The organism is Enterobacter sp. WCHEn045836 (assembly GCF_003965585.1).
Lineage (GTDB): Bacteria > Pseudomonadota > Gammaproteobacteria > Enterobacterales > Enterobacteriaceae > Enterobacter > Enterobacter dissolvens.
On record NZ_RXPT01000029.1, the window covers coordinates 1 to 17323 of the forward strand.

The 17323-nt window shown below is 55.7% G+C and carries 14 protein-coding genes; 6 read left to right on the forward strand and 8 right to left on the reverse strand.

Annotated features, from left to right (window positions below; translation table 11 throughout):
• Positions 1-87 precede the first annotated feature (87 nt).
• Positions 88-1677, reverse strand: a complete 1590-nt coding sequence (locus EKN38_RS24405; protein WP_014833659.1) for an STY4199 family HEPN domain-containing protein — start codon at positions 1675-1677, stop codon at positions 88-90.
• Positions 1678-1825: 148 nt separating this feature from the next.
• On the opposite strand from EKN38_RS24405, the gene EKN38_RS24410 reads away from it, so the two are divergent.
• Both EKN38_RS24410 and EKN38_RS24415 read left to right on the forward strand, forming a co-directional pair.
• Positions 1826-2365, forward strand: coding sequence for a GNAT family N-acetyltransferase (locus EKN38_RS24410; RefSeq protein ID WP_014833660.1), 540 nt, complete (start codon positions 1826-1828; stop codon positions 2363-2365).
• 71 nt (positions 2366-2436) lie between these two features.
• Positions 2437-2763 (forward strand): lysozyme, encoded by a 327-nt coding sequence (locus EKN38_RS24415; RefSeq protein ID WP_014833661.1) that lies wholly within the window; start codon positions 2437-2439, stop codon positions 2761-2763.
• Here the strand turns inward: EKN38_RS24415 and EKN38_RS24420 are convergent.
• Positions 2742-3344 carry a response regulator transcription factor gene (locus EKN38_RS24420; protein WP_014833662.1) on the reverse strand — a complete coding sequence of 201 codons (603 nt, stop codon included), beginning with the start codon at positions 3342-3344 and terminating at the stop codon, positions 2742-2744. The two genes, EKN38_RS24415 and EKN38_RS24420, sit on opposite strands and share 22 nt — an antisense overlap.
• A 173-nt stretch (positions 3345-3517) precedes the next feature.
• Positions 3518-4276, reverse strand: a complete 759-nt coding sequence (locus EKN38_RS24425; RefSeq protein WP_014833663.1) for an SDR family NAD(P)-dependent oxidoreductase — start codon at positions 4274-4276, stop codon at positions 3518-3520.
• 119 nt (positions 4277-4395) lie between these two features.
• Here EKN38_RS24425 and EKN38_RS24430 point away from each other — a divergent pair, with 119 nt between their 5' ends.
• The 3 genes from EKN38_RS24430 to EKN38_RS24440 all read left to right on the forward strand — a co-directional run bounded on the left by EKN38_RS24430 (position 4396) and on the right by EKN38_RS24440 (position 7957).
• Positions 4396-5295, forward strand: coding sequence for a LysR family transcriptional regulator (locus EKN38_RS24430; RefSeq protein WP_014833664.1), 900 nt, complete (start codon positions 4396-4398; stop codon positions 5293-5295).
• Positions 5296-5345: 50 nt separating this feature from the next.
• A complete protein-coding gene (gene yhjD / locus EKN38_RS24435) occupies positions 5346-6371 on the forward strand; it encodes an inner membrane protein YhjD (protein WP_014833665.1) in 1026 nt (341 codons plus the stop codon).
• Positions 6372-6634: 263 nt separating this feature from the next.
• Positions 6635-7957, forward strand: coding sequence for an MFS transporter (locus tag EKN38_RS24440; RefSeq protein ID WP_014833666.1), 1323 nt, complete (start codon positions 6635-6637; stop codon positions 7955-7957).
• A 60-nt stretch (positions 7958-8017) separates the two neighbouring features.
• On the opposite strand, the gene EKN38_RS24445 is transcribed toward EKN38_RS24440, so the two are convergent.
• Positions 8018-10060 (reverse strand): AsmA family protein, encoded by a 2043-nt coding sequence (locus EKN38_RS24445; protein ID WP_014833667.1) that lies wholly within the window; start codon positions 10058-10060, stop codon positions 8018-8020.
• A 66-nt stretch (positions 10061-10126) separates the two neighbouring features.
• The gene (gene pdeH, locus EKN38_RS24450) at positions 10127-10900 is read right to left on the reverse strand and encodes a cyclic-guanylate-specific phosphodiesterase (protein WP_014833668.1); all 774 of its coding nucleotides are present in this window, start codon (positions 10898-10900) and stop codon (positions 10127-10129) included.
• A gap of 228 nt (positions 10901-11128) precedes the next feature.
• Between pdeH and EKN38_RS24455 the strand changes: the two genes are divergently transcribed.
• Entirely contained in the window at positions 11129-12058 is a 930-nt protein-coding gene (locus EKN38_RS24455; RefSeq protein ID WP_014833669.1) for a sugar kinase, read from the forward strand.
• A 63-nt stretch (positions 12059-12121) separates the two neighbouring features.
• Here EKN38_RS24455 and EKN38_RS24460 read toward each other — a convergent pair whose 3' ends face one another.
• The 3 genes from EKN38_RS24460 to hmsP all read right to left on the reverse strand — a co-directional run bounded on the left by EKN38_RS24460 (position 12122) and on the right by hmsP (position 17294).
• Complete coding sequence (locus EKN38_RS24460) at positions 12122-13615, reverse strand: M16 family metallopeptidase (RefSeq protein WP_014833670.1); 1494 nt, start codon at positions 13613-13615, stop codon at positions 12122-12124.
• Between the two features lie 226 nt (positions 13616-13841).
• On the reverse strand, positions 13842-15128 hold the full coding sequence (locus tag EKN38_RS24465; protein WP_126522946.1) for a dicarboxylate/amino acid:cation symporter: 1287 nt from the start codon (positions 15126-15128) through the stop codon (positions 13842-13844).
• A 159-nt stretch (positions 15129-15287) separates the two neighbouring features.
• Positions 15288-17294, reverse strand: a complete 2007-nt coding sequence (hmsP, locus tag EKN38_RS24470; RefSeq protein WP_014833671.1) for a biofilm formation regulator HmsP — start codon at positions 17292-17294, stop codon at positions 15288-15290.
• Positions 17295-17323 lie beyond the last annotated feature (29 nt).

The window sequence follows — 17323 nt, forward strand, 5'->3', positions numbered from 1 at the left end:
CGCCCTCAGTCATTCTGAGAGCAACGTTATTGCTTCTGTTTATGAATTACCGGGGAGCCCTCAACCCACATGAAGAGGGAGATACGATCAGCGGATCACCTCATAAATGGCAGACTGAATAGCCTGCCATTTTTTCGTGCTGGCATTCGGCTGTGACTCGGCGCGGCGCGTCGCCATATCCAAATCGTGCTGCTGGCGTTTTACCACGGCAGGGACGGTGCAAAAGGCTTTCAGGTACTGTTTACGTACGGCGGTCAGCGATTCGCCATTCGCCATGGCGTGGGTGAGCGTATTGATAAACCGCCGGCACGGCTTCTCTTCCACCATGTTTTGCCGGTAGCGCAACATTAGCTCCAGCACGTCGTCATGGTTGGATGACATCGCCTCTTCGGTCCATGAGAGCTTCCAGTCCATTCCGCCCTGTAAAAAGAGCTGCGCGATACGGGTGTCGTTGCGGTTGATGGCCGAGCGGAAATTATTCTCGTCCCAGGTGATGCCCATGCGCGTCAGCGTCTCCCGCGAGGAGGGCGTTTCCCGCATCTCCTGCGGCGCAGGCGTTTCGGTGGCGGCCACCGCTGTCTCTGCTGGCGAGCTGCTGGTCACCAGCCAGAATCCTCCCGCGACAATCGCGATGACCATCACGCCCACTGCGCCCCATAACACGCCGGAGATGAGCTGCTCGCGTTGTTCAGGCGTGCGCGGCGCGCGCTGGGTCGGTTTTTCAATCGTGTCACGCACTTCAAACAGATCCCCGCCGGTAACCCGATCCATTTTCTGCGCTTTCTCCCAGAAAGCATGCAGCTCGCTGGCATCCACCGCCATTAACCCGGCCGGGTTGACGCGAGTGCGCCCCTCTTCAAACGCACGCTGAACGGGACGGGTGATCTGGGTGTAGTAGTTATCCAGCAGCTGGATTTGCGCCGAGGTTAATGCTTTCTGAACGGTAAGGTTGTTGCGGATTTGGCGGATATCATCAAGGAAGGTTTGCAACGTTTTACGCGGTTCTACCAGCAGCGTCAGCATGGACGCATCGCTGAACAGCGACGCGTAATAGCGGCTGTACTCTTTTTTATCCACCAGCATCTGGGCCAGCTCGCTGAACATCATTCCGCTCAGCACGTCGTTGATGTCACCCAGCTTCAGCCAGCGCCGCACGCGGTCCGCGTTAAACAGGGTCTTAAGATGGTTATTCAGCCGCACCTGATCGGGCCACGCCTGCTGAATAAGCCCTTTAATCATCAGCTCAATCGCACGCACCTGCTTGTGTGCCTGCTGCTGTTGAAGCTCACTGCCGGGCGCCAGTTCGGTACTGTATGTCAGGAGCGGTTGTTGCAGACGAAGATGCTCCAGCGCGGTGACAAACCGCATCGCCGCAATCAGCTGATTTTCACTGACATCCTGCCCGCTTTCGTACTGAGGAACGCGCTGCTGCAGCAGGCGCAGTTGCAGGGTAAATTCCGACATCTCAGCATCGTTCAGGTTGAGCTTCTTCGCCACGGCGCCCCACCCGCCCAGGCCTAAACGCGCGCTGTCCAGCTGCTCCAGGAACCAGCGTGGATCTTTTCCCTCAGAAACATGTACATTCAGGAGAAGCAATATTTCCACTGAGGCCTGACGAATGACCGCCAGACAGTGTTCAAACTGTTCGCGGATATGGTGTGATGTGCTGAGCGTCATTGTTTTCCTTAAAAGACCACGAAGACATCCAAAAGGGGCCCGGAACGGCCGTTTTTCTTTTTATTTATACGAGGTTAACCATACCTGACTTTCTGTTGAAATAAAGTGACAGCACCAAAATCATTGACATTGTTTCAGGAGAATCTGAATGCCTCAGTTAACAACATCGCGTCTTACCTGCTCACCGTTACAGGAAGATGACTGGCCCTTTTTCCTGGCGCTACAGCAAGACCCGGATGTGATGCGCTTTGTCGCGCAGGATCGCACTGTGGCGGACATTCGTGACGCCTTTGATTCCCGGCTGACGCCGTGGACACCCGGCAGCGTGCACTGGCTCTGCCTCGTGGTTCGCGATAACGCCAGCCAGACTCCGCTGGGGGTGACCGGCTACCAACACCACGAAGCGGATTGCGCCGAAGTCGGTTTCCTTTTCGCCCCCGCGGCTCAGGGGAAAGGTTACGGCTATGAATCCCTGCAGGCACTCTGTGATTATGCCTTCCACCAGGGGGGGATCCGCCGTCTCACCGCCACCGTCACGGCCGGGAATATCGCCTCCCGGCGTCTGCTGGAAAAAGCCCGCTTCCGGCTGGAGGGTGAGCTGCGTGAGAGCTATTACCTTGGCGGCCACTGGCATAATGACTGGCTGTTTGGTTTATTGCAGCGCGACTATCTGGAAAATAACGGTTGAGCAACGGCCATTTGGCGGATATGTCTCGTGGCGCATTTCCTCTACAGTGATGTCTGAAAGAGGAAAATACCATGTTAAAGCTATCTTCTGCTGCCGTTGAATTAATTAAAAAACAGCAAGGACTGTCCCTGGAAAAATATCGTGACGAGCGCGGTACAGGGGTCATTGGATATGGTCATGTCATTCAGCAATGGGAGAAATTCCATCGCCTTATTACCGTTGCTGAAGCAGAGCGCTTGTTAGATAACGATATTCAGATCTATGAGATGTTAATTCAGGAAAATATTACTCAGCCATTAACACAACACCAGCATGATGCGCTGGTGTTGTTGATGTTCAGTTTTAGTCACACACCTTGCCCGATAAATGCCATCGCTCAGGCGGTGAGCCGGGTATAGCACATCGCGGCCTGCGTGCGATTTTTTACATCCAGCCGCCGGAAGAGCAACTCCAGATGGGCCTTCACCGTTGCCGCACTGATATTGAGCGTGCGGCCAATCTCTTTATTCGACTCCCCGGCGGCGAGTAACTTCAGCACTTCACGCTGGCGCTCGCTTAAGGATAACAACGCCTGGTGAGACGCCTGCTGCGTCAGCCACTCGCCGGGAAAACAGACCATCCCTCTGGAGACCGAATCCAGCACCGCGCAAAACCGCTCCGCAGACGCGTTGCGGGGAACAATTGCCATTACGTTGCACTGCAACAGCTGTTTCGCCCACCGGGGCTCTTTTTTCGCCAGTACCATCACCACACGTATCGCAGGGAAACGCGTGATAATGTCTTCCAATAATGTGATGCCCTCGTGATGAATTAACTCTCCGTCAATCATGACGATAGCGGACGGTGACGCGGACAACTGCGCCCGTAATTCATCTGCCTGACGGGTCCCTGTCATATTTATTTCCGGCATTACCTTCCGCAGACTGTTTATCGCTCCATGAATAAATATCGACTGCCTGTCAAACATGATTACTCGCATCGTTTTTCTCCCTCTGAGAATCGCGAGGGGGGATTGTATAGAGGCGTTATTTGAGAAAAAACTCAATGAATGGAGACGTTACAAATTCACCGCCGATGTTTATATCTGCCCGTATCCGGACACACTCTGCTTAAGGATTTCCTTAAGGGGTTCCGTCCCCTCAGGAAGATGCATTACAGGAACATCCCACCAGATACTTCAATACGTTGCGCATTCATCCAGCCCAGTTTATCGCTGAGCAGCGCCGCGATGGCATCACCAATATCATCCGGCAGGCCAACCCGTCCCAGCGCCGTTTGCGACGCCAGCATCTGATTAAGCTGCGCGTCATCGCGTACGTGTCCGCCGCCAAAATCGGTTTCAATTGCCCCCGGCGCGATGATATTGACGGAGATCCCGCGCGTGCCCAGCTCTTTGGCCTGATAGCGGGTCAGCACTTCCATCGCCCCCTTCATTGCCGCGTAGGTCGCGGAGCCTGGCTGAGTAAAACGGGCCAGTCCGCTGGAGACGTTGAGGATCCGTCCGCCATCATTCAGCAAAGGCAGCAGGCGCTGGGTCAGGAAAAATGGCCCTTTGAAATGAACATTCATTACCTCATCGAACTGCGCTTCTGTCGTCCCGGTATAGGGGGCGTATAAACCCGTTCCGGCATTGTTCAATAAATAATCAAAGGTATCACGCTGCCAGACGGTTCTCAGGGTTTCCTGCAGCTGTTGGGCAAAACGCTCAAAACCTGTGATATCACCGACGTTGAGCTGTAATGCCGCCGCGTTAATGCCTTTTTCCTGAATTTCACGCACCACATCCAGCGCGTCCTGCTGATTGTGATGATAAGTCAGGATGATTCCTGTTCCCGCTGCTGCCAGCTTCAGAGCCGCGTTTTTACCCAGACCACGGCTGCCACCGGTCACTAATGCGATACGTTCAGTCATAAGAAACCTCATTTCGGTTATCAGGGAGATTGAGAAAGAGCTTATTAGCTGATAGAAGATCAATAAAGACAGGCTAGCGCGCTTCACTGTTTCATTCTCAACAACAATGAGCGATACCGATGGATAAAATTCACGCAATGCAGCTGTTTGTTCGTGTCGCGGAACTGGAGAGCTTTTCCCGGGCAGCGGAGACGCTGACCCTGCCGAGAGGCAGCGTTTCGCGCCAGATTCAGGCGCTGGAAAACCGGCTGGGCACCCAGCTGTTGCACCGCACCACGCGCCGCGTCAGCCTCACCCAGGACGGCATGGTCTATTACGAACGGGCAAAAGATCTGCTGTCGAACCTCGATGAACTGGACGGCATGTTCCAGCACGATCCCTCCAGCATCAGCGGGCGGCTACGCGTCGATATGCCGGTGGGCGTTGCACGAAATTTAGTCATCCCAAAACTGCCTGCGTTTCTGCAGCAGTATCCGGGTATTGAACTGGAGCTCAGCAGCAGCGATCGTCTGGTGGATGTGATCCGCGAAGGGTTTGACTGCGTGGTGCGCGTCGGCACGTTGAAGGATTCAGGGCTTATCGCCCGCCCGCTGGGCAAGCTTTCGGTGATTAACTGTGCCAGCCCGGATTATCTGACGCGGTTTGGTTATCCGGAAACGCTCGACGACCTGGCCTCACACGCGGTGATCCACTACGCCGCGATGCTGGGTTCGCGCCCGCAAGGCTTTGAGTTTTATAACGGCAGCGCGACCCAGTGGGTTAAAACGGGCGGGGTCTTGACGGTCAACAGTACAGAGACCTACCATGCCGCCTGTATCGCCGGGCTGGGTATTATTCAGGTTCCCCGCGTGGGCGTACGTGATTCTCTACGCACGAAAAAGCTGATTGAAGTGCTGCCGCAGTACCGGGCGGAACCCATGCCGGTTTCCCTGATCTACCCCCACCGCCGTAACCTCTCCCGCCGGGTGCACCTGTTTATGGAGTGGCTTACGGAAATCACAAAAGCTTACGTGGATTAGTCGCAAGCTATAATTCAATGACATCCAGCCAAACGAAAAGGAAAAAACGCGTGACGCCGGAAAATAACCCGCAACGACCCACTCAACAATTAGATTACGATCCCATCAAGAAGATGGAGACCGGGCCCGAAGAGCCCGGCACACCCGGCAAAGCCAGCAAAGCGCTGGGGACGGTCACCACGCTGGCGGAGAAAATTCAGCAGATCCCCGTGATTGCGCACCTGATACGCGCCGCGGAACGTTTCAACGACCGGATGGGGAATCAGTTTGGTGCAGCGATTACCTATTTTTCCTTTTTGTCGATGATCCCGATCCTGATGGTCTCGTTCGCGGCAGCCGGTTTTGTGCTCGCGTCTCACCCGACGCTGCTGCAGGATATTTTCAATAAGATCCTGAATAACGTCAGTGACCCGACCCTCGCCACCACGCTAAAAAGCACCATCAATACTGCCGTGCAGCAGCGCACCACGGTGGGTATTGTCGGTTTGCTGATTGCGCTCTATTCCGGCGTGAACTGGATGGGTAACCTGCGCGAGGCCATTCGCGCCCAGTCGCGCGAGGTGTGGGAGCGTAAGCCTCAGGATCAGGAGAAAATTTGGGTTAAGTATTTCCGCGATTTTGTTTCGCTGATTGGTCTGCTGGTGGCGCTGGTCGTCACGCTCTCCATTACCTCGGTCGCCGGTTCCGCGCAGCAGATGATTATCTCCGCGCTCTATCTTGATTACATCGACTGGCTCAAGCCTGCGTGGCGCGGCATCGGGCTGGCGATCTCCATTTTCGCCAACTACCTGCTGTTCTTCTGGATCTTCTGGCGCTTGCCGCGTCATCGCCCGCGCAAGAAAGCGCTGATCCGAGGAACACTGCTCGCGGCGATAGGCTTTGAGGTGATTAAAATCGTGATGACGTATACCCTGCCGTCGCTGGTGAAATCCCCTTCTGGCGCCGCGTTTGGCTCGGTTCTGGGGCTGATGGCGTTCTTCTACTTCTTCGCCCGCCTGACCCTGTTCTGTGCGGCGTGGATCGCCACCGCCGAATACAAAGGCGACACGCGCATGCCGGGGAAAACACACCGTTAACCCCCCCTTTCGGGCTGAAAGTTTCAGCCCGATTCATCATTTCAGCATATATATCCAGTCCGTAACTTTTATTTAACTGAAAACCAGTTTTATCCACTAATATTTAAAATCTGTGAAGCATTTCATAGAAGTGTTTTGGCTGGGCTGAACATTATCCGCTTTTTGTTGCTTTTACCACCGGTTCGCCGTTTTGTTACAGATTGAAATGTCGCTTTTGCTGTGCGTAATATGGCCTTTCGTTCGACAAAAAATAAGAAAATATTATGCAAGCAACCGCCACAACACTCGATTCCGGGAGCGAAAACGTTCCGGTCAACTCACGCAATAAAGTCGTCGTCGCCTCGCTGATTGGTACCGCCATCGAGTTCTTCGACTTTTACATTTACGCCACCGCAGCGGTTATTGTCTTCCCGCATATCTTCTTCCCGCAGGGCGACCCGACGGCGGCCACACTGCAGTCTCTGGCAACCTTTGCTATCGCCTTCGTCGCGCGTCCGATTGGCTCGGCGCTGTTTGGTCATTTTGGCGATCGCATCGGGCGTAAAGTGACGCTGGTGGCTTCGTTGCTGACGATGGGCATTTCCACCGTCGCCATCGGCCTGCTGCCTACCTACGAGAGCATTGGCATTCTGGCACCGGTGCTGCTGGCGCTGGCACGTTTTGGCCAGGGTCTGGGTCTGGGCGGCGAATGGGGCGGCGCGGCGCTGCTGGCGACCGAGAACGCCCCGGCGCGTAAGCGTGCGCTGTATGGTTCCTTCCCACAGCTTGGCGCACCGATTGGCTTCTTCTTTGCGAATGGCACCTTCCTGCTGCTCTCCTGGCTGCTGACGGATGAACAGTTCATGAGCTGGGGCTGGCGTATTCCGTTCGTCTTCTCTGCCGTACTGGTGCTGATTGGCCTGTATGTTCGCGTTTCTCTGCACGAAACCCCGGTGTTCGCGAAAGTGGCGGCGGCGAAAAAACAGGTAAAAGTACCGCTGGGCACGCTGCTGACCAAACATGTCCGCGTGACCGTGCTGGGCACCTTTATCATGCTGGCTACCTATACGCTGTTCTATATCATGACCGTCTACTCCATGACGTACAGCACCGCTGCCGCGCCGGTTGGGCTGGGCCTGCCGCGTAATGAAGTGCTGTGGATGCTGATGATGGCGGTGATTGGGTTTGGCGTCATGGTGCCGATTGCCGGCCTGCTGGCGGATAAATTTGGCCGTCGCTCCAGCATGATTACCATCACGACGCTTATCATTCTGTTCGCCCTGTTTGTCTTCCCGCCGCTGCTCGGTTCGGGTAGCCCGGCGCTGGTGATGGCGTATCTGCTGATTGGCCTGAGCCTGATGGGGTTAACCTTCGGTCCGATGGGCGCGCTGCTGCCAGAGCTGTTCCCGACGGAAGTGCGTTATACCGGCGCGTCGTTCTCCTATAACGTCTCGTCTATTCTGGGTGCCTCCGTTGCGCCATACATCGCCACCTGGCTGCAGGCAAATTATGGCCTGTTCTACGTGGGCGTGTATCTGGCGGCCATGGCGGCACTGACGCTGATTGCGCTGCTGCTGACGCACGAGACTAAGCATCAGGCTCTGTAATTTACTGCAGCCTGATGCCCTCACCCCGGCCCTCTCCCACAGGGAGAGGGAGAAAGGGAGCTACTTCTTCATCTGCGACAAAATGTTCCGGCACTGATTGGCTTCCCCTTCTGATGGCGAAATCAGCGCCAGCAGCGCCGCAGCTGGCGTGACCAGCGTCGCGAGCGCTGCCGCCACCGCACCGCGCGCAATCAGCGGCCCGGGTTTTACCCCCGCCTGAGGATTTTTGAAGGTGCCACGCACATAAAGTGGCGAACGCAGGGTGATGATACGGATCCCCTTGCTTTCCGGGTCGATGGTTAAATCAAGCTGCTCAGAGGCCATGCTGGCGGTCCCGGTGACGTTGATCACCGCATTTTCCGTGTCGAAAGCAAAAATCTGCGGCCGCGCCACGCCGTTGACCAGATCCAGATTCGCCGCCGCGCAGTTCACCCGCACCTCATCATCACCAAAGATCTGCCCGATGATGTAGTTCCCGACGTTCAGTCCCAGGATCTCCATCAGGTTACGGCTCACCAGCCCGTCGTTCATCAGCAGCTTGAGGTTGCCGTTACTGCTCCCGAGCAGCGCCGCCACGGAGTTCCCCACCCCGCGAATGTCCGCGTCGCCGTTCATTTCACCGAGGGTTTTCTGCATCAGCTCCACGTTGGGCATCAGCTCTTTCAGTTTGAGCCTGCGTGCCTGAATATCAGCCCGGCCCTGCATCGGCTTTTTATCGCCTTCCAGATGAATGTTCGAGGAGATGGTTCCGCCCGCCATACCAAATTTCAGCGGCTGCAGACGCAGGTCGGCATTTTTAAGCAGAATATGGGTTGAGAGATTGCTGATGGGTAGCGTGCTGCCATGCTCGATTTTACGCCCCTTGAAGCGCACATCCGCATCCATTACATCCCACTTGTCGGTTTCAAAGCGATCGTAGGGCAGCACTTTCCCCGCGGGCTGCAGGTCTTTTTTCACCTCTTTCGACTTCGTGCCTTTGCCGGAATCAACGCCGATCAGGGGGCCCAGATCGGCAAGCCTGAGCTGGCGGGACTCCACATCCCCTTCCAGTTTCGGGCGCGGTTTGCCGGTGGTGTAAGTCAGCGTACCGTGGATATCGCTGTCGCCGATACGGCCGTTGAAATCCCGATAGTCAAAGACAGACGTTTTTTCCGTATCGATTTTGGCCACCAGATGCCCGTCCGTCTCAAACGGCGGCGTATCCGGCAGCAGCACGCCGGTGAGTTCATACAGTTCGCCCAGCGAATCTCCGGCAAACTTGAGCTGCAAATCAACCCCGCCCATGTTCATGGGGTCGTTGACCGTACCGGTAAAGGCGACTCGCGTGTTGCCGGAGCGGAAGTCCGCCTGCACCGGGAACGGGGTGCCTGCGCTTCGCAGCGCCAGCATGCCGCCAATTTTACCGGTGCCGGTTAACGGTTGTCCGTTGTAGCGTCCGCTAGCCCGCAGGCCAAAAACGTAATCGCCCGCGCTGGCGTTATCCCCTTTCGCTTTAGTGCCGGTCACTTCGCTAAACGGTAGCGGTTTGCCCAGCGGATCGACCAGGATCTCCACATCAGCCTTGCTGACCTTATCGTCGATGGCGATCCGTCCGCGATCGAAAAGAATGTTATCGAGACGGAATGACCACGAAGAGGGCTGGGCATTGGGATCTTTCTCGCCGCTACTGGCGAGGTTAAAGGTCCAGTTATTGTTTTTTTCCGAGAGACGGATCAGGCGTGCATCGGGCTGCTGAAGCTTGATCCACGGCAGGTAGACGGTTTTCGTCAGAAGCGCTAACGGCGCCAGCGTGGCTTCAACCCGCGGGAGATGCACCATGGTGACGGCAGGAATATCCGGCGGGTTACCCAGAATGATGTCGTCGGCGTGAACGTGCGGCCACGGGATCCAGCTTCGCCAGCCGGTCTCCTCCTTCTGACGTTCCCACACCACGCCTAAATCACCGCGTATCGCGAAGGGGCGGTTCAGTTCGGTTGAGACTTTCTGGTTGATGGTCGGCTTAAGGCGGTTCCAGTCGAATGTCGCAATAACGATGATAGCGACCACGATCAACAACAAGAAAATCCCTGCTGTCCAGGAGATTACCCTGGTTGTTTTAGTCATTTTGATCCCCTTTTCCTGATGACCTGTCCTGTAAAACTATAGTCCAGACAAAGGGAAACGGGCGGTTCAGAGGTGTGTTATCACGGTGTCGAGGGTATCCATGGGAACCGGACGCGAGAGGTAATAGCCTTGCGCGGCGGCAGCAGGTGAGTTTTGCACATCGCGCCACTCTTCCAGCGTTTCCACACCTTCCACAATGACCCCTTTGCAGTAGCGGTTCATCAGCTGCAATAACAGCGTAAACAGATTCCGCCCTTCCGGGGTCTGGCGCAGCATAATGAACAGATCGCGGGCCACTTTGATGTAGTCGTATCGCACCTCGCTGAGGGCGGAGAAGTTCGCCATGCCGGTGCCAAAGTCATCCAGCCACAGGGGGCCAAATTCACACATCGAGGCAAAAGAAGATTCCTGCGGCAGGCGGACATGCTCCACCAGTTCAAAGCGCATCCACGGCAGGGTGGCGATAAGCTCCTGCAGGTTCGCATTCTGGCGCAGCGCCAGCAGGGTTGGGCCATCCACGTTGACCGAGGCCAGAATATCGTGCTGTTCGAAAAAGGCCTGTTTCGTTGCCAGCATACGCAACTGCTCTTCCAGCACGTCCAGACGCTGGCGAACGGCAACTTCGGCGAAATAGCGGTCCGGCGCGATACGCTGTGAAGGGTTTGAGGGGTGCGTAACGACCGTCAAAATTTCAATCGCCATCAGTCGACCGTCGGTACGATAGATTGGCTGATAGGTGTACGCACGCTCACATTGCAGCCAGTAGCGATGCTCCTGCAAGTTCTCAATACTTGCCTCAGGCGTAGTGCTCAGCCGCTGGATAACCTGCTCTGACTTCATTTCAGATGTCCTGTTGTTGGGATGGCCTTTCTGGACTCGTCACTGGGTTATCGGCGCAACAATTGAGAACTTTATGTTCAATTCACCGGGAAAATGAAATTAAGATGACAGAAATTAACAGGAACCCGCGCTGGCTCAAAAAAATAATGGAACGTCGTTTTAATATAGTTGACCGCATAATTCACACAGCGCACACTACCTTTAATTACTCTGTTCAGGTTCATGATTATGTCCAAAAAAATTGCCGTCATTGGCGAATGCATGATTGAGCTGTCACAAAAAGGCGCGGACGTTAGCCGCGGTTTTGGTGGCGATACCCTAAACACCTCCGTTTATATTGCCCGCCAGGTGCCGCCTGGGGCGCTCACCGTGAACTACGTGACCGCGCTGGGTACGGACAGTTTCAGCCAGCAAATGCTGGATGCCTGGCAGAGCGAACACATTGATACCTCGCTGATTCAGCGCATGGAAAACCGCCTGCCGGGTTTGTATTACATCGAGACCGATGACACCGGCGAGCGCACCTTCTACTACTGGCGCAACGAAGCCGCGGCCAAATACTGGCTGGAGAGCGACGGCGCAGACGCCATTTGCGAAACGCTGGCGACGTTTGATTATCTCTATCTGAGCGGGATTAGCCTGGCCATTTTAAGCCCGACCAGCCGTGAAAAGCTGCTGTCGCTGCTGCGCGAATGCCGCGCCAATGGCGGCAAGGTCATTTTTGATAACAACTACCGTCCGCGCCTGTGGGCCAGCCGGGAAGAGACGCAGCAGGTTTATCAGCAGATGCTGCAGTGCACCGATATCGCGTTCCTGACGCTCGACGATGAAGATGCTCTGTGGGGCGAGAAGCCCGTTGATGAGGTCATTGCGCGCACCCAGGCTGCTGGCGTGAGCGAAGTGGTGATTAAGCGTGGTGCGGCGTCCTGCCTGGTGGCGGTGGCAGGTGACGCGGTGATTGACGTCCCGGCGGTGAAACTGGCGAAGGACAAAGTGGTAGATACTACAGCAGCGGGAGATTCCTTCAGCGCGGGGTATCTGGCAGTGCGTCTGACGGGCGGAACGCCTGAAGCGGCAGCACAGCGCGGACACCTGACAGCCAGTACGGTGATCCAGTATCGCGGGGCGATTATTCCGCGTGAGGCGATGCCTGCTTAAATAGGGTGCGGGCTGATGCCCTCACCCTGACCCTCTCCCACCGGGAGAGGGAATTTTTTAGGATTACTGCCCCTGCGGAATATCCGTCGCGTCCTGATGCAGATCATCAGACGTTGCCGCCTGGGTTGGTTGCGGCGCGGCGGTCATGATTGAATCCCATGTCGCCTGCAGCTCCTTCATGTTGTATTCCGGCTCGCCTTTCGGCTGCAGAAGGACTAATCCCATATCCTGCGACAGCTGCTGACGTAAATCCTGATTTAACATATCGACGGTCAGCCCATTCAGGAAGTCCTGACGGAGCTTCTGGTACTGCTCCGGCGCGATGTCCACCACCTGATTCTGCAACGAGCGAATACGCTGGCTGATCAGGATATCCGTATCGGCGCGGGCATAGGTGGCAAACAGCTTCTGCAGTTCGAGTTTTTTCTGCGCCACCAGCGCGTTGAACTCATCTTCTGACAGCCCCTCTTTGCGCACTTTTGCCAGCTCTTTCGCCACCACGCCCAGATTGGCATTCAGCTTATCGCCGGGCGATTCGATATTAATGGCGCACTGCGCGCGCTGGAACAGCACACGGCAGTCAAAGCCCAGAGCAATATTCTTCACACCGTTCTTACTGAGGGTCTGCTGAACATGCCAGAACAGCGCTTCACGCGTCAGATCGGCACGCCAGTAGCGCAACAGCGCGGCGGATTCACGGATAGGCTGCCAGGCGGTATCCCACATCATGGAGAGTCGATCCTGACGCACGGCGTCAGTGGTGATGCTGACAGGCTCGGTACGCAGCGGAGAGAGCGTCGGGACGGGGGCTGGCGTTTCACGCTTGCCTTTCAGCTCGCCGAAGGCTTTGTTGATCTGCTCTACCACCGCGCGGCTGTCCACATTCCCGACCACGATCAACGTCATCGCGTCCGGGGTGTACCATTTCTGATAGAACGATTTTACCTGCTCAGCATCCACCGGCTGTTTCAGTGGCTCTGCCGGATCGTGTCCAAGCAGCGCTGAGCCTTTCAGGCGATAGCGCCACCAGCCCTCTTTGGTATCTGTCGGCCAGGTCGCGACCATATCGCTGTTGCGCAACGCATAATTGACGGTTTCCGGCGTAATCGCCAGATTGCCGGTGGCATCGGAGAGATACGTAAGCGCTTCTTTAAGCAGATCGTTGCGGTTATTCGGCAGGCTCAGGTTAAACATGGTGTAGTCATATGACACAACGGCCGGCGGCAATGGACGCTTCGGGTCGATGCCCTGCTGCCAGAGCGAACGCACCTGAACAGCCTGTAAACTGCCGCTCTGGGTGAGCGCCAGTCGGGGAATAAAATGGCTAAAGCCGGTCTGCTGGGTGCTTTCAGTGAGGGAGCCGGTATTCACAGACAGACGGATTTCAATACGATCGCTGGGACGCTGCGGTGTGGCTAACACCTGCCACTGAAAACCATTCGCCAGGGTCCCTTGTTGCCAGGCCGGGTCTGGCTGGAGCGCATCTGCCTGCACATAACTGGCTGCTGCCATCATCAGCAAACCGCCGGTTAAGAGTCGAATTTTTGTGCCCTGCATGTGAACCCCTGATCAACATTCCTGGTTAAAAAGAGTGTCTCGCGACGCGCTTCACTCTAAAAGATGACGATGAAAACACGTCGATTAGACCGCGCGTTCGGCAAAACGTCACGGTGAGAAGTGCAATATACCCAAAAAAAATCTTGTCGAATTATGACAGGTACGAACAGTTATTATGCGCAGGAGCCCGCATTCCGACAAGGGAATGCGGGTATTTAGCGGAAAATCAGGAGGATAAACCCGGGTTTTTACTATCAAAAGAGCGATTATTCAGCGTTTCGTCGAGCTTTTTGTGATCCAGCTCTTTAACCCATTTTGCCACCACAACCGTCGCCACGCCGTTACCCACCAGGTTGGTTAACGCACGCGCCTCAGACATAAAGCGGTCAATACCGAGAATCAACGCCAGACCCGCCACCGGCAGATGCCCTACCGCGGAAATGGTTGCCGCCAGCACGATAAAGCCACTGCCCGTTACGCCCGCCGCCCCTTTCGATGAGAGCAACAGCACCACCAGCAGGGTGATCTGATGGAAGATATCCATATGGCTGTTGGTCGCCTGCGCGATAAACACCGCCGCCATGGTCAGGTATATCGAGGTGCCGTCGAGGTTAAAGGAGTAACCCGTCGGGATCACCAGCCCCACCACTGATTTACGACAGCCCAGCTTCTCCATCTTATCGAGCATACGCGGCAGCGCCGACTCAGAGGAGGAGGTTCCCAGCACAATCAGCAGCTCTTCGCGGATATAGCGGATAAATTTGAAGATGCTGAAACCGGCCGCGCGGGCAATAGAACCCAGCACCACCACCACAAACAGAATACAGGTGATATAGAAGCAGATGATCAGCTGGCCGAGCTGTACCAGCGTGCCGACGCCGTATTTCCCGATGGTGAACGCCATTGCCCCGAAGGCACCAATCGGCGCCAGACGCATGATCATGTTGATGATGCCGAAGATGACCTGCGAGAAGCTTTCAATAACGTTAAAGATCAGCTGGCCTTTGCTGCCCAGACGATGCAGGGCAAAACCAAACATGACGGCGAACAGCAGCACCTGCAGGATGTTGCCGCTGGCAAACGCCCCGATCACGCTGCCGGGAATGACATCCAGCAGGAAGGCGACTACGCCCTGATCTTTCGCCTGCTCGGCGTAGACCGCCACCGCTTTGGCATCCAGCGTCGACGGGTCGACGTTCATACCTGCGCCAGGCTGCACCACGTTAACAATGATCAGACCGATAATCAGAGCCAGGGTACTGACCACTTCGAAATAGAGAAGCGCCACAGCACCGGTACGCCCTACCGCCTTCATGCTTTCCATGCCAGCGATACCGGTCACTACCGTACAGAAGATCACCGGGGCGATAACCATTTTAATGAGCTTAACGAACGCGTCGCCAAGCGGTTTCATTTGCGCGCCCAGTTCAGGGTAGTAGTGCCCCAGTAAAATACCGATTGCGATGGCTGTCAGGACCTGAAAGTAAAGACTTTTGAAGAGTGAGGTTTTCATAGAATGTCCTTGGGAAGAAAAACCACAGGCTTTGTAAGGTTATGGTTAACCTGCGGCTCTAAAATAACACCCGCATAACAGGACAGAAATAAACTCAGTTCAAATTTGAAACACAAATGTTAAGAACTTTGAGCTGGCTCGCACAAGCCAGCAACAAAATTACACTTTTGCGTTATTGCCAGCGCCTGAAAGGTATCGCTGTTCAAAGACATCCGACGGGACGGCGCGGGCAAACAGGAAGCCCTGGCCCTTCTCGACACCCGCGTCAGCCAGCCAGCGGCGCTGTGCTTCCGTCTCGATGCCCTCGGCAATCAGATTCAGGTTGAGGCTGCGCGCCATCTGGATAATGGCCTGCACCATGCTGCTGTCTTCCGGCAACCCTTCCACAAACGCTTTGTCGATTTTCAGAACATCCACCGGCAGCGTTTTCATGTGCTGGAGCTGACGCAGTCCGGCATAGCCCATGCCAAAATCATCCAGCGCAATGCGAATACCGGCGTTACGCAGCGGTTTCAGTATCGCGACCGCCTCATTAGGGTCGTCGATACGGCGGCTTTCCGTTACTTCCAGAATCAGCGTATCCGGCTGGATCCGGTAGCGATTGATGAGCTCCAGCATCTCCGAGACCATGGTCGGATGCATCAGCTGCAGGGCAGAGAGATTGACCGACAGCGGCAGGTTCACGCCACGCTCCTGCCAGGCGGCGAGCTGGCGGCAGGACTCCTCAAGCACCCAGTAGCCGACGGTGACCATCAGGCCGCAGGATTCGATGCGGTCGATCAACCCTTCCGGTAGCTCCCAGGAGCCATCCGGCTGTTGCACACGCAGCAACGCTTCCGCGCTTTTTACTTCACCCGTCAGCAAGTTGACCTGCGGCTGCAGCCAGAGGGCAAACTGGTGGTTATCCAGCGCGGTGAGGATGTCGCTCTCTTCCGTCAGACGCTGCTGCGCCTTTTCCATCTGTTCCGGGTCGAAGAACTGGATCTGGTTTTTCCCTTTGCGGCGGGCGGTAAAGGCCGCCGAGAAGGCGCGGCGATAAAGCTGTTCTGCGGTCAGATCGCCGTAGAACATCGCAATGCCAATACTGGCGCTGGGGCGAAGCTGGATACCCTGAATGGGCAGCCGCTCATTAATGACAGTGAGTACTTGCTGACCTAGTGTGATGGCATGCCACGGCTCTTTCACGCCGTTTGCAATCACCACCAGGTCATAACCGCTGACCTGGGTCAGCACCATGCGCGGCGCAAGAACAGATTTGACCTTTTCCACCAGCGTCAGCAGCAGCATTTCACGCTGGCTCTCCTTGAGCACGCCAGCGGTGTCCTGCAGGGTCTCACAGGCGATGACCATCAACGCGGTGGTCTGCTGGCGGGCCACGGTCTGCTCCAGCATCGCCATCAGAAACGCTTTATTGGGGAGCTCCGACACCGGGAAACGGGTGGCGCTACTGTTCAGTTCATCCTGCTGACGCTGAATGCGCTGCTGGTTGAGGTTGTAGCTGCGCACCAGCATGCCGATCTCATCGTCATGATGAAGGCGCGGTAGCTCAAGCTGATGTCCCATCTGGTCCTGGGGAGAAAGCGAGTTTAGCTCCCGGGCGATACGGCGCAGCGGATGAACAATCAGCCGGTTAATGCACCAGGTCAGCGCCACGCTGAGGATCAGCGTCATAAGTAAGCAAGTGGTCACTAACGTGATAAACCAGCTCATGACGAACTTATACATGCGATACGAGTCCGCCTGCAGGACAAGATAAGCCAGCGGCTGCGGATTCGCAGGGCGTTCAAGCGAGTAGATGGGGAGCGAAATTTGTACCGGCAGCTCAAACAGACGCATCACCATCATCGGGACGGGACGTTCAGGGATAAAACTCATCCGCAGCGCCTGGAACTGGTTAGGCAGCACCACGTCTGCGCGGCTGACGACGCCCGCAGGCTGAATGCGTTTTAAAATGGTTTCCGCTTCGGGAATATCACCTTTCAGAATCGAAGCAGAGAGCGGGCCACGCACCGAGCGGGCAATACTTTCTAATTGTGTAGCCGTGTTATAGCGATTCTGCTGCACGGAATGAAACAGCAAAATTACGCAAAATAGCAGTACAAACAGCATTGTGACGGCAGAAACCATCGCCATCTGTTTGATCGTTAAGGAACGGCTGACACGCAAAATGACTCTCCACAGAACTCGAAGCGCAG